This is a genomic window from Flavobacterium mesophilum (assembly GCF_039581405.1).
Classification (GTDB): Bacteria; Bacteroidota; Bacteroidia; order Flavobacteriales; family Flavobacteriaceae; genus Flavobacterium.
Genome location: NZ_JBCPXZ010000005.1, coordinates 271,331 through 284,486, shown reverse-complemented (window position 1 = coordinate 284,486; position 13,156 = coordinate 271,331). Strand labels below are relative to the sequence as shown.

The window sequence follows — 13,156 nt, the reverse complement described above, 5'->3', positions numbered from 1 at the left end:
TTCAAGCAGGATTTATGTACTTTTACAGGCTTTCAACTTTAAAAAATAAATTTACGTTTTGATTTCACAAAGTACAATTGATGCTGTTTTTGAAACTGCTCGAGTAGAGGAGGTTATTGGCGATTTTGTTAATTTAAAACGTGCAGGAAGTAATTTCAAAGGATTGAGTCCATTCTCAGATGAGCGTTCGCCATCGTTCATGGTTTCGCCTGCAAAAGGAATATGGAAAGATTTTAGTACAGGAAAAGGTGGGAACTCGGTTAAATTCTTAATGGAGCATTCGCAGTTTACTTATCCAGAAGCCATTCGCTATTTGGCTCGAAAATACAATATTGAAATCGAAGAAACCGAACAGTCAGATGCAGAAAAAGCAATGACGGATGTTCGTGAAAGTATGTATTTGGTTTCGGAATTTGCAAAAGATTATTTTCATAAAACGCTTTTAAATTCGGAAGAAGGAAAAGCGATTGGGCTTTCTTATTTCAAAGAAAGAGGTTTTACAAATGAAACCATCAAAAAATTTAGTTTAGGATATTCGCCAGAAACCTGGGATGCACTGACAAAAGAAGCATTAGGAAAAGGCTACAAACTGGAGTTTTTAGAAAGTACAGGTTTGACCATTCCTCGAGAAGACCGTCCATTTGACCGTTTTAAAGGCCGTGTAATGTTCCCAATTGAAAGTATGTCGGGACGTGTTTTAGGTTTCGGAGGACGTATTTTAACCAATGACAAAAAAGCGGCAAAATACCTGAATTCACCAGAAAGTGATATTTACCATAAAAGTAAAGTTCTCTACGGAATTTTTCAGGCTAAACAATCAATAGCTAAGCAAAACAATTGCTATTTGGTTGAAGGTTATACCGATGTGATTCAGTTCAATCAGTCTGGAATTGAGAATGTTGTAGCTTCTTCGGGAACTGCTTTAACGCCAGATCAAATCAGATTGATTAATCGTCTTACTCGAAATATTACTGTGCTTTTTGACGGTGACGCTGCAGGACTTCGTGCAGCTATTCGTGGAATCGATTTGATTTTGGAAGAAGGGATGAATGTGCGAGTGTGTGCGTTTCCTGATGGAGAAGATCCTGACAGTTTTGCTAGGAAAACGCCGCACGATGAATTAGTAGCTTATCTAGAAAACAATAGCAAGGATTTTATACAGTTTAAAGCTTCGATTTTGATGAATGAAGCTAAAAACGATCCAATCAAGAAAGCCGATTTGATTCGCGACATGGTTGCGAGTATTTCTAAAATACCAGATCGTATTCAGCGTGAAGTATATGTTCAGGAATGTGCCAGAATTATGGATATTTCGGAGCAGGTTTTGGTGAGTACATTGGCACAGCTGATTCAAAAAGATATTGCTGAAGCAAATAAAAAGCAAAAACAAGAGCAAAAACCATTTGAGGTAGTTCGAAACCAAAACCCCAATGCGGGAAGTTTTTCGGGAGGAGATCCAGAAGATCCAAGGACGGGTCCGCCGGAGGGTTACGATTATCCCGGAGATATGGGGTACGAAGAACCATCTCAAAAAGTCGATATTTTATATGGTTTCGAAAGAAAAGTTATTGAGATATTGTTGCTATACGGAAGTGTAGAAGAAGATTTTGAAGATGTTTTCTTGAAAGCTGATGAAGAAGGAAATGTCAAAGAAGTATCGGAAAAACGAAAATATAGAGTTTTTGAAAAAATATATTTGAGTTTACAGGAAGATGAAATCGAACTTTCGAATCAACTGTTTCAAGACATTTTCAAAAATTTGATTAATTTTTTCAATCAAAATGAAGTTTTCAGTTTAGATAAATATTTGATGCATTTGCAACCAGAGTTTGCACAGGAAGTAACCAATATTTTAATGGAAGATGAAAAAGTGGTGATTCACGATTGGGAAGGACAAAATATTTTTCCGAAACATAAAAATGTAACTATTGAACAAAATGTTTCCGATACTATATTTTCATTGCGATGGTTTTTGGTTTCAAAAATCATTCACGATTTGAAAAATTCATTGGTGACTGATCCGCAAGATGACAATTCAGAAGTTTTGTCTATGGTTGTAGATTATTCTAAACTGCTGAATAATTTTTCAAAGAAATTAGGAAGAGTAGTGGTTCCATACCACTAAAAATCAAAAAGCTCTATATTGATAAACAATACAGAGCTTTTTTATTACTGATGATTGCCGAAGCAAATCAACATTAAATTAAATAATTTCTAAAGTCTTGGCTTTGTTTACTAAGTCAACTAAATTAGTTACGTTTAATTTAGTCAATAATCTTAATTTGTAAGTACTGATCGTTTTTTCGTTCAGATTTAAGATTTTAGAAATTTCATTGTTTTTCTTACCGTCACTTAAGTAACGTAAAACTTCAATCTCGCGATTAGAAAGTTTTCTGTACAAACGTTCGCTCTTGCTTTGTTTAGCAATAAGGGCCATGTTTTTGCGAACTGTTTCGTTGATAATAATTTTTCCTTCGTGTACTTTAATAATAGAAAGACCTAATGTTTCAAGTTTTTCTGTTTTGTGTACATACCCTGAAACCCCCGCTTTAATTGCATTTGGAGCATACATTTGTTCAGCGAGGTCACTAAAAATTACAATTTTTGTTTTTGGGAAGTTTTTCAAGATAGATTTAACTTCAAAGATGCTTGAAAGACCTTCTAACTCTAGATCTAGAATTAGGATGTCGATCTCCTTCGTCTGAAGAATGTCTCTAACCATTGAAAAATTGCCTACGTTGGCAACAATTGAAATTTGATCGTGGTCTTTGAAATAAGACTTAACGCCAAAGTGCGTCACAGGATGATTGTCTGCTAGACATACTTTAATCATAATTTTTACCTTTTTAGAATTGTTATCATGTTTTTGGAACGGTAAAATTAATAAATAAATTCTGTAGTTTATAGCTGACAAATGTTAAAACTTTGATTTTAACGTTTTTGGAATCAAACAAACAGGAATTGCTTCCATTTTATGCTTGTTGCTGGTGTTTAATCGTTTATAAATTTCAAAGACTGTTTTTTCTCTTCCATCAAAGTCAAGTGCCGTCTTTCCTGACTCCGCTGCTAACATCGCCCATTCTAGTTCATCATAACTTGCTCCAAGTTGATCTTCATCGGTACGATTATCGCCAAATAATCCGTCTGTTGGTGCCGCTGTTAAAATTGATTGCGGAATTTGCAAAAATTCTCCTAAAGCGTATACATCAGACTTCATCAAATCGGCAATCGGACTCAAATCGACCCCTCCATCTCCGTATTTTGTATAAAATCCTACGCCAAAATCTTCAACTTTATTTCCAGTTCCGGCAACTAAAAGTCCGTGAATTCCAGCCAAATAATATAAAGATGTCATTCTGATACGAGCACGAGTATTTGCTAAAGCAAGATTGACTTTGGCTTCGTTATCAGTTTTTGGGACTGCACTTTTAAAAGCTTCGAAAGTAGCAGTCAGATCAGTTTGCACGCTAGAAACGTTTGGGAATCGGTTTTTTAATTGTTCAATATGTTCTTTTGCTCTTGAAACTTGGCTTTCAGCTTGGTGAATTGGCATTTCAACACATAAAACCTGTAAACTGGTCTGCGCGCATAATGTTGAAGTAACTGCAGAGTCAACTCCGCCAGAAATTCCAATTACAAAACCACTTACTTTTGCGCTTTCAGCATAACTTTTAAGCCACTCTACAATGTGGGCATTTACTTTTTCTGTTTGAATAGTGCTTTTTTTAGCCATAATAGTTCAAGTTTTAAGATGCAGGGATGTATATTTGCACAAATATTTTTAAGTATGTATTTATTTAAATTTATGCAACACAAATCTAATTAAAATAAAATGAAATTATATCGCTTTGCAGTGCTTCTATCTTTGTTTTTTTTGTCTTGTGAACAAAAAAGCAAAGTCGAAAAACAAGTTGAAGAAATTCCAGTAGATATTAAAGTTGAACGTTTTGATAAAGCCTTTTTTGAGGCTAAGCCAGAAGATCTTGGAAAATTAAAAAAACAATATCCATACTTTTTTCCAGCAGGAAATGACGATGCTGTCTGGATTCAAAAAATGCAGGAACCAATTTGGCGTGAAGTATATGCTGAGGTACAAAAAAAATACTCCAATTTTGAGCCAGTACGCGAAGAGTTCAATTCGCTTTTTCAGCATGTAAAATATTATTTTCCTAAAACCAAAACGCCAAAAGTAATTACAGTAATTGGTGAAATGGATTATAATGCCAAAGCAATTTATGCAGATAGTTTAGTTATCGTGGCTTTGGAATTATATTTAGGAAAAGAACATAAGTTTTATGAGTTTCCTGCTTATTTGAAACAAAATTTTGAAGAAAAACAAATCATGCCAGATGTGGTTTCTAGTTTCACGTATAGAAATATTCCGGCTTTTCCAGACAGAAATTTGATTTCGCAGATGATTTTTGAAGGAAAACAGCTTTATGCTAAAGATTTGCTTTTGCCTGAATATACAGATGCTGATAAAATTGGTTACACGCCAGAGCAAATAAAATGGTGCGAAGAGAATGAAGCTTATATGTGGCGTTATTTTCTGGAAAAAGAAATGCTTTACAGTGATGACCCAAAGCTTAACACTCGATTTATTGCGCCAGCACCGTTTTCTAAATTTTATTTAGAGATTGATAACGATTCTCCAGGAAGAGTAGGTGCGTGGCTTGGATGGCAAATTGTGCGTTCGTATATGAAAAATAACAATGTATCTTTGCAAGAATTGCTAAAAGTAAATGCAAAAGAGATTTTCGAGAAGTCAAAATATAAACCTAAGAAATAATGTCAAATACAATAAAATCAGAAATTAAATTCAATATAGAATTAGACGAAAACCGTGTTCCAGAAAGATTGTCTTGGAGCGCACAAGACGGTGGAGTGCAAGATGAAGAAGCAAAAGCAATTATGTTGTCTATTTGGGACAGCAAAGCCAAAGAATCAATGCGTATTGATCTGTGGACTAAAGATATGCCAGTGGACGAAATGAAAATCTTTTTTCACCAAACGTTAGTGGCAATGGCTGATACTTTCAAACGCGCAACTGATGATGAAAAAATGGCTGACACGATGAAGGATTTCTGCGATTACTTTGCAGAGAAACTGGAGTTAACGAAATAAGAAATTCCAATAATAAAAAATTCCAATAATAAAAAATTCCAAATTCCAAATTCCAAATTCCACGGCTTTGGTGGAATTTTTGGATTTCGAGCTAAACCCGACAGGTTTCTAAAACCTGTCGGGTTTGTTGTTTATGATCTCATGAGTCTCCTTTGTCGAAATGATTTGAGGTTGGATTAAAAGAGAAAAATTCCAAATACCAAGTTTAAAATTGGAATTTGGAATTTTTTTATTGTGTATTTTTTAAGTTTTCTATTTTACTGATCTTTTGTCCAAATCTTGGAATATTTTTTTTAAAGATTTGGTCATTAGTTTGTTGGCGCTTTTGTAAAATGCGATATTGTCAATGAGTTTGTCTGATTTTTCAGTTTGCCACATAGGTTCTTCAGCTGATTTTCTTGATACGCCTACTACATTTTGGGAATAAATAATTTGTTGAAGGTTTAAATCGTAGATTTCGACAATTACTGAAGCTTCATTTTTTCCTGTTTCGCTCTCGCTTTGATACAATTCAATTGAGGAGAAATCACTTTTGTTCTTTTTTGTAGAAATATTAATAAAGAAGTCAAATCCGGTGCCGTCTTTAAGTTCTTTTAATCTTGTTTTATTCGGATTTAAAGGGATTTTTCTCGGAACAAGTAATCCGTTGACATCGTGAATATATGATAGGCGTTCACCCAAATTCTTTTTGAAAAACTGAATAGATTCAGTGGTCAATTGATCTTTTGAGTTTTTGGGACAGTCTATTTCATTTAAAAGCCATTTTCCTGATGCAAAATCAACACCAGTTCGCTGAGGGGTTAAAAACATGTACGAAGGCGCATTGCATGAAAAGAAAAGGACAAAAGGCAATAATAGGAAGAGTAATTTTGTTTTCTTTATAAACAATCAGTTAATTCATTCAAAAATAGAAAAAGAAATTCCAATAAAAAAATCCCAAATTCCAATATTACGATTGGAATTTGGGATTTTTTTATTGTGTATTTTAAAATTTGGAATTTAAAATTCGGTATTTATTTTCTAAAATCCCGAGTTGTTTTTAAAAACTTCCTGATTTACTTCGTCTATGTAAGATAAAAGTTCTTCTTTTCCAATTGATTCTGTCGATGAGGTTACGAAATAATGAGGCATTTCGGCCCAGTTGTTTGCATACATTTGCTTTTTGTAAGCCGCGATATGCGAATCAACTTTTGTTCTGCTGATTTTGTCTGCTTTGGTAAAAATAATGCAAAATGGAATTTCGCTTTCGCCCATATATGACATGAATTCAATGTCGATATTTTGAGCTTCATGGCGAATGTCAATTAATACAAAAGCGCAAACAAGCTGTTCTCTGTTTTCAAAATAATCAGTGATGAATTGCTGAAAAACAGATTTCGTTTTTTTAGAAACTTTTGCATATCCATAACCTGGCAAATCGACTAAAAACCAATTGTTGTTGATTTTGAAGTGATTGATCAATTGCGTTTTTCCAGGCCTTGACGATGTTTTTGCTAAGTTTTTATTATTGGTAATCATATTGATCAAAGAGGATTTACCAACATTTGATCGGCCTATAAAAGCGTATTCCGGAAGAAATTCAGCCGGGCATTTTGAAGCATCAGAATTACTGACAATAAATTCGGCGGTATTAATTTTCATGTTTTTTTATTTTTTAAAACCTCCTTAAAATCGAAAGTTAGAATGCTATAATTTTTGCTCAGTAAGCCATTTTTCAAGAATCTCGTTGAATTCATCAGGATGTTCCATCATAGCGGCGTGTCCACATTTGTCAATCCAATACAAAGTTGAATTAGGCAATAATTTATCAAATTCTTCGGCAACATTTGGAGGTGTTACAGAGTCGTTCTTACCCCAAATAATGCAGGTTTCTACAGTCATTTTTGGTAAATCTTTAGCCATATTGTGACGAATTGCGCTTTTGGCAATCGTTAAAGTCTTGATTAATTTGATTCGGTCATTAGCAGTAGCATATACTTCGTCGATAAGCTCTGGAGTAGCGATTGCGGGATCATAAAATACATCCTCAGCTTTCTTTTTGATGTATTCATAATCGCCTCTTCTTGGATAGCTATCACCCATTGCGCTTTCGTAAAGTCCAGAACTTCCGGTAATTACAAGCCCTGCAACTTTTTCAGGATAAAGCTTTGTGTGGTACAATGCGATATGTCCTCCCAATGAATTTCCTAGTAAAATAACTTTGTCGAAACCTTTAAAAGCGATAAAATCTTTTACGTATTTGGCAAAACTTTTTACGTTAGTTTTTAAAATACTCTGCGTGTAGATTGGCAAATCCGGGATTACCACTTTGTATCCTTTCGACGGGAAATATTGCGCTACACCATCAAAATTACTAAGGCCTCCCATTAACCCGTGTAAAATTACGATAGGAGTTCCTTCTCCAGCTTCAAAATAGCTGTATTTGCCTTCTTTTTTGTAGTGTTTATCCATTTAATCTAATGCCAATTTCAATTTCGACAAATATAGGGTTAAATAAATAAAAATGAATTTTTGCTGCCGTTTTTTAACTAGATAATTTATGTAGAATTTATAAATGGCTAAAAATCAGCTTTTAGGGTGGTTTTTTGGGGAAATGCCAAATGTTAAGAAATCGATATAAAAATCATTTTTTTAAGAAAAATAGTGCTTAATTTTTTTGAATGATTAGCGTTATTAAGAAAACGCTAATAATAAGTTAAACTATTGATTTTCTATTGCTTAGTAAAGGTGGTAGAAAAGTGGTTAAACTTATTAACAAAGTGGTATATTGTGGTAAAATGTGGTAATATTTTTTATATTTTTGTCCTATAACATCTTAATTGATTTTTTTTGAACACAATTGTTGGGACATACGAGTGTAAAGTTGATGCTAAAGGAAGGCTTATGATGCCTGCACCTTTGAAAAAGCAATTGGCTTCATCACTTCAAGACGGTTTCGTTTTGAAACGCTCCGTTTTTCAGCCGTGTTTAGAATTGTATCCAATGGAAGAATGGAATTTGATGATGCAAAAAATCAACAAGCTTAATCGCTTTGTGAAAAAAAACAATGATTTCATTCGAAGATTTACTGCTGGAGTTAAAATGGTAGAGATTGATGCATTAGGAAGATTGCTGGTGCCGAAAGATCTGGTTGCTTTTTCAAGTATTTCTAAAGATGTTGTTTTTTCTTCTGCGGTTAATATTGTGGAAATTTGGGATAAAGATTTATACGAAAAATCAATAAGCGGCGAAGATATGGATTTTGCTGATTTAGCCGAGGAGGTAATGGGAAATATTAATGACGACGACAATGGAATATCATAATCCGGTTTTGCTTCATCCAACAGTTGATGGTTTAAATATTAAGCCAGATGGTGTATATGTAGATGTGACCTTTGGTGGTGGCGGACATTCAAAAGAAATTTTGAGACGCTTGGGGCCAAATGGAAAACTGTTTGCTTTTGATCAAGATGAAGATGCACTTGCAAATGCATTGCCAGATGAAAGGTTTACTTTAATTAATGAGAATTTCAGATTTATAAAAAGGTTCTTGCGTTTTCATGGTGTAAGAGGAGTTGATGGAATCTTGGCAGACTTAGGGGTTTCATCACATCAGTTTGATGTTCCTGAGAGAGGTTTTTCAACAAGATTTGATGCCGAGCTTGATATGCGGATGAGTCAAAAAAATGATTTGAGTGCTTATCGGGTGGTTAACGAATATGAAGAACAGGATTTACGTCGTGTTTTTTTTGATTATGGGGAGTTGAAAAACGCACCAGCTTTAGCCAGAACAATCGTTGAAGCTAGAAGAGATTACCCAATCAAAACAACAGACGAGTTGAAGGATATCTTGAAAAAATATCTGCCTGAGAAAGTGAGAAATAAAGTATTGGCTCAGATTTATCAAGCAATCAGAATTGAGGTGAATCAAGAGATGGACGTTCTAAAAGAATTTATTGAGCAATCATTAGAAATTTTGAATCCTGGTGGAAGGCTTTCGGTAATCTCTTATCATTCTTTAGAAGACAGATTGGTAAAAAGATTCATCAAAAACGGAATGTTTGAAGGAGAGCCAGAACGTGATTTTTACGGAAATTTTTCAGTTCCGTTTAAAACTGTCGGAAAACTGATTGTTCCAGATGATGCTGAAATCAAAATCAATAATAGAGCGAGAAGCGCAAAATTGAGAATTGCTGAAAAGATATAATATATATAGGTAGAAATGAAAAGTGGAGTATTTGGCATATTAAAAGCAAGATTCTTGATCAATGACGACGCAATTAAAAACTGGCGTTTCATTGTTTTCATCATTTTGTTGGCCATTTTGATGATTGCAAATACACAGCGATACGAACAAAAGGTTTTTGAAATAGCAAAACTGAATAATGAAGTAAAAGAATTGAGATCAGAATTTGTGGATCGACGTTCAGAATTGATGAAATTAAAAATGGAATCAACGATATCGGATAAAATGCTTGAAAAACAGATTTTTCCATCAACGGTTCCTCCAATAAAAATAGAAGTTAAAAAAGAAGAAGAAAAAAGTTTCTTTAAAAGAATATGGCAGTAGACGATAAACATATATCCTACAGAATTTACCTCGTAGCAGTTTTCATCTTTTTGATGGCAATTGCTATTGTTGTTAAATTGACTAATATTCAATGGGTTCAAGGTGATCATTACAGGCAATTGGCGAAACAGCGAACGGTTAGAAATTTTGTGATTCCGGCAAACAAAGGAAATATTTATTCTGCTGATGGAAGTTTGTTGGCAACATCAATCCCGAATTATGAGATTCGTTTTGATGCAAAAGCGCCAAAAACAGAAACGTTTGAAAAGTATGTAAAACAATTGTCAGATTCATTGGCAACTGTTTTGGATCGACCAGCAGGTTATTACGAACAAGAATTAAGAAGAGCCAGAGCAAATAAAAATCGTTATTATTTAATTGCGAGAAAGCTGAGTTATACTGAATATGTGAAAATTAAAGGTTTTCCATTATTCAATTTAGGCGCTTTTAAAGGCGGAATCATAATTGAGCAAGAAACTGTTAGAAAGCATCCAATTGGAAAAATTGCCGAAAGAACTATTGGTTACGACCGAATCGATCCTGCAACGGGAATTGAAGTTGGAAAAGGAATTGAGTGGGCTTTTAAAAGTTATTTGAACGGAAAAGACGGAAGAATTTTAAAACAAAAAATTGCAAAAGGGCAATGGAAACCTATTCGTGATGTAAACGAAATAGATCCTGTTGATGGTTACGACGTGATTTCAACAATTGACGTATTTATTCAAGATATTGCGCACCATGCTTTGTTGAAACAGCTTGAAGATTATGAGGCAGATCACGGTTGCGTTGTCGTAATGGAAACGGAAACTGGTTATGTAAAAGCGATTTCAAATTTGGGTAGAGGTGAAGATGGAACGTATACTGAAACGACTAACTACGCTGTAGCAGAATCTCATGAGCCGGGATCGACTTTTAAATTGGTTGATTTAATGGCAATTTTGGAAGATAAGGTAGCGGATACAAGTACGGTTTACGACAGCCACGGAGGTCAAGTTAGATACTACGGTCGTCCAGTTAATGATTCGCATCATGGTGGTTACGGCAAAGTTTCACTAGCGCGAGGATTTGAACTTTCATCCAATACAGTAATGGTTCAGGCGGTTTATGATAATTATAAAAGCAATCCGTCAAAATTTGTAGATCATATCAGGAATTTTGGTTTGGATAAACCTTTAGGATTGCATTTTAAAGGAGAAGGAAGACCAATTATTCCGCATCCTGGAGACAAGAGTTGGTCAGGAATTTCGCTTCCATGGATGGCTTTTGGATATTCGGTCGCAGTTACGCCAATGCAGACATTGGCATTTTATAATTCAGTTGCAAATAATGGCGTAATGGTAAGGCCACAATTTGTATCAGAAATCAAAGAATGGAACAAAACAATTAAAAAGTTTGATACAGAAGTAATTAATCCGAAGGTTTGTTCGCAAGAAACTATCAAAAAATTAAAAGCTGTTTTGTTAAATGTGGTTAAAAAAGGAACGGCTTCTAAATTGTATTCGAAAGATTTTTCAATGGCAGGAAAAACAGGAACTGCTCAGATGAATTATGGTGGAAAAGAAGGGAAATCGGCATTGTATTATGCGTCATCTTTCGTTGGATATTTTCCAGCAGACCATCCAAAATATTCTTGTATTGTAGTGGTTCATAAACCAAATACAGCCAAAAATAATTATTACGGAGCAGACGTTGCAGGGCCAGTTTTCAAAAGAATTGCCCAAAAAATATTTACTGATGCGCCTTCAACAAATAAAATAAAACAGTTGGATTCTAAAATTCCAAAACAGGAAATTAGTTATGCCAAGTTTGAAAAAGAATCCAATACAAAAACAAATGTAATTCCGAATTTGAAAGGAATGCCGGGAATGGATGCAATTGCTTTGCTGGAAAATTTAGGTTTGAAAGTAAAAGTAAATGGAATTGGGAAAGTGAAGAATCAATCGATTCAAGCGGGTCAAAATATTAGCAAGAACGCAACAATTGTATTAGAATTATCGTGAAAGTATTAAAAGACATATTATATAAAGTAGCTATTGAATCTGTAAAAGGTTCAACAGATGTTGCTATTGCAAAAATTGAATTTGATTCGCGCAAAGTTGAAACGAATGATATTTTCGTGGCAATTCGCGGTTCGCTTTCTGATGGGCATGATTACATCGAAAAAGCAATTCAGCTTGGAGCAAAAGCAATTATTTGCGATACGTTTCCATCGAATATTGCAAATGATGTGACTTATATTCAGGTAAAAGATACTAATACAGCGTTGGCTTTTATGGCAGCTAATTATTTTGAAGATCCATCTGCAAAATTAAAATTAGTTGGAGTAACGGGGACAAACGGAAAAACAACAATTGCTTCTTTATTGTTTCAATTGTTCAAAAAAGCAGGTTTTAAAGTTGGTTTGCTTTCAACTGTAAAAATTATGGTTGATGAAACAGAATATCCTGCAACTCATACAACGCCAGATTCAATTACAATCAATCATTATTTAAATGAAATGATTGAAGCGGGAGTGACGCATTGTTTTATGGAAGTGAGTTCACACGGAATTCATCAAAAACGTACTGAAGCTTTGCATTTTGTTGGCGGAATTTTTACGAATCTTTCGCACGATCACTTAGATTATCATCCAACTTTTGCTGAATATAGAGATGTGAAAAAATCATTTTTTGATTCGCTTCCAAAATCAGCGTTTGTTTTATCAAATATTGATGATAAAAACGGATCTGTAATGCTTCAAAATACTGTTGCAAAAAAACTGACTTACGCTTTGAAATCTTACGCAGATTATAGAGCACAGATTTTAGAAAGCCAATTATCAGGTTTGTTGTTAAAAATCAATGATAATGAAGTTTGGGTAAAGCTAATCGGTACTTTCAACGCATACAATGTTTTAGCTATTTATGGGACGGCTGTAGAATTAGGAATTGATAGTCTAGAAGCGTTACGATTACTGTCTGATTTAGAAAGTGTTTCGGGTCGTTTTCAATATATTGTTTCTAATGAAAAGATCACTGCGGTTGTGGACTATGCTCACACGCCAGACGCGCTTGAGAATGTTTTGAAAACGATAAATGATATTTGCACAAAAAATGAGCAGTTAATTACTGTTGTAGGTTGTGGCGGAAATAGAGATAAAACAAAAAGGCCAGTGATGGCAAAAAGCGCTTCAGAATTGAGCGATAAAGCAATTTTGACTTCTGATAATCCAAGAAACGAAGATCCGGAAGTGATTTTAGATGAAATGGAAGCAGGAGTTGAGGGGCAGAATTATAAAAAGATTCTAAGAATTACGGACAGAAAACAAGCGATAAAAACCGCTTGTCAATTGGCGCAGCCAAATGATATTATTCTTATTGCAGGAAAAGGACACGAGACATATCAAGAGATAAACGGTGTTCGCCATCATTTTGATGATATGGAAACTGTAAAGGAAATTTTAGAACAATTAGGAAAATAATAATCACTTTTAAGTTCAAATAC

Annotated in this window: 13 protein-coding genes; 8 read left to right on the top strand and 5 right to left on the bottom strand. The window is 34.4% G+C overall.

Annotation, left to right across the window (positions count from 1 at the left end; all coding sequences use genetic code 11):
* Positions 1–58 precede the first annotated feature (58 nt).
* On the top strand, positions 59–2,125 hold the full coding sequence (gene dnaG, locus AAYQ19_RS16800; protein ID WP_343537808.1) for a DNA primase: 2,067 nt from the start codon (positions 59–61) through the stop codon (positions 2,123–2,125).
* A gap of 78 nt (positions 2,126–2,203) precedes the next feature.
* Here the strand turns inward: dnaG and AAYQ19_RS16795 are convergent, their stop codons facing one another.
* Together AAYQ19_RS16795 and nadE are read right to left on the bottom strand one after the other, a co-directional pair.
* Positions 2,204–2,833 carry a response regulator transcription factor gene (locus AAYQ19_RS16795; protein WP_026730588.1) on the bottom strand — a complete coding sequence of 210 codons (630 nt, stop codon included), beginning with the start codon at positions 2,831–2,833 and terminating at the stop codon, positions 2,204–2,206.
* Between the two features lie 84 nt (positions 2,834–2,917).
* Positions 2,918–3,733 carry an NAD(+) synthase gene (nadE, locus tag AAYQ19_RS16790; RefSeq protein WP_343537807.1) on the bottom strand — a complete coding sequence of 272 codons (816 nt, stop codon included), beginning with the start codon at positions 3,731–3,733 and terminating at the stop codon, positions 2,918–2,920.
* 99 nt (positions 3,734–3,832) lie between these two features.
* On the opposite strand from nadE, the gene gldB reads away from it, so the two are divergent.
* Together gldB and gldC are read left to right on the top strand one after the other, a co-directional pair.
* Positions 3,833–4,789: a gliding motility lipoprotein GldB gene (gldB, locus tag AAYQ19_RS16785; protein ID WP_343537806.1), complete on the top strand. Its 957-nt coding sequence runs from the start codon at positions 3,833–3,835 to the stop codon at positions 4,787–4,789.
* Positions 4,789–5,124, top strand: a complete 336-nt coding sequence (gene gldC / locus AAYQ19_RS16780) for a gliding motility protein GldC (RefSeq protein ID WP_343537805.1) — start codon at positions 4,789–4,791, stop codon at positions 5,122–5,124. Before gldB ends, gldC begins: the two co-directional genes overlap by 1 nt.
* 252 nt (positions 5,125–5,376) lie before the next feature.
* Here gldC and AAYQ19_RS16775 read toward each other — a convergent pair whose 3' ends face one another.
* The 3 genes from AAYQ19_RS16775 to AAYQ19_RS16765 form a co-directional block, all read right to left on the bottom strand.
* Positions 5,377–5,934, bottom strand: a complete 558-nt coding sequence (locus tag AAYQ19_RS16775; protein WP_343537803.1) for a hypothetical protein — start codon at positions 5,932–5,934, stop codon at positions 5,377–5,379.
* 210 nt (positions 5,935–6,144) lie between these two features.
* A complete protein-coding gene (yihA, locus tag AAYQ19_RS16770; RefSeq protein WP_343537801.1) occupies positions 6,145–6,765 on the bottom strand; it encodes a ribosome biogenesis GTP-binding protein YihA/YsxC in 621 nt (206 codons plus the stop codon).
* Between the two features lie 45 nt (positions 6,766–6,810).
* Positions 6,811–7,575: an alpha/beta fold hydrolase gene (locus AAYQ19_RS16765; RefSeq protein WP_132989404.1), complete on the bottom strand. Its 765-nt coding sequence runs from the start codon at positions 7,573–7,575 to the stop codon at positions 6,811–6,813.
* 378 nt (positions 7,576–7,953) lie between these two features.
* On the opposite strand from AAYQ19_RS16765, the gene AAYQ19_RS16760 reads away from it, so the two are divergent.
* Genes AAYQ19_RS16760 through AAYQ19_RS16740 form a run of 5 tightly spaced genes read left to right on the top strand, consistent with a single transcriptional unit; the run spans position 7,954 to position 13,133 of the window.
* A complete protein-coding gene (locus AAYQ19_RS16760; RefSeq protein ID WP_026730580.1) occupies positions 7,954–8,427 on the top strand; it encodes a division/cell wall cluster transcriptional repressor MraZ in 474 nt (157 codons plus the stop codon).
* Entirely contained in the window at positions 8,402–9,310 is a 909-nt protein-coding gene (gene rsmH, locus AAYQ19_RS16755) for a 16S rRNA (cytosine(1402)-N(4))-methyltransferase RsmH (protein WP_343537800.1), read from the top strand. Before AAYQ19_RS16760 ends, rsmH begins: the two co-directional genes overlap by 26 nt.
* A 15-nt stretch (positions 9,311–9,325) precedes the next feature.
* Positions 9,326–9,673 (top strand): FtsL-like putative cell division protein, encoded by a 348-nt coding sequence (locus AAYQ19_RS16750; protein ID WP_035651754.1) that lies wholly within the window; start codon positions 9,326–9,328, stop codon positions 9,671–9,673.
* Positions 9,664–11,673 carry a PASTA domain-containing penicillin-binding protein gene (locus tag AAYQ19_RS16745; protein WP_343537798.1) on the top strand — a complete coding sequence of 670 codons (2,010 nt, stop codon included), beginning with the start codon at positions 9,664–9,666 and terminating at the stop codon, positions 11,671–11,673. The genes AAYQ19_RS16750 and AAYQ19_RS16745 overlap by 10 nt, the downstream gene beginning before the upstream one ends.
* A complete protein-coding gene (locus tag AAYQ19_RS16740) occupies positions 11,670–13,133 on the top strand; it encodes a UDP-N-acetylmuramoyl-L-alanyl-D-glutamate--2,6-diaminopimelate ligase (RefSeq protein WP_343537797.1) in 1,464 nt (487 codons plus the stop codon). Before AAYQ19_RS16745 ends, AAYQ19_RS16740 begins: the two co-directional genes overlap by 4 nt.
* The last annotated feature ends 23 nt before the right edge of the window (positions 13,134–13,156 follow it).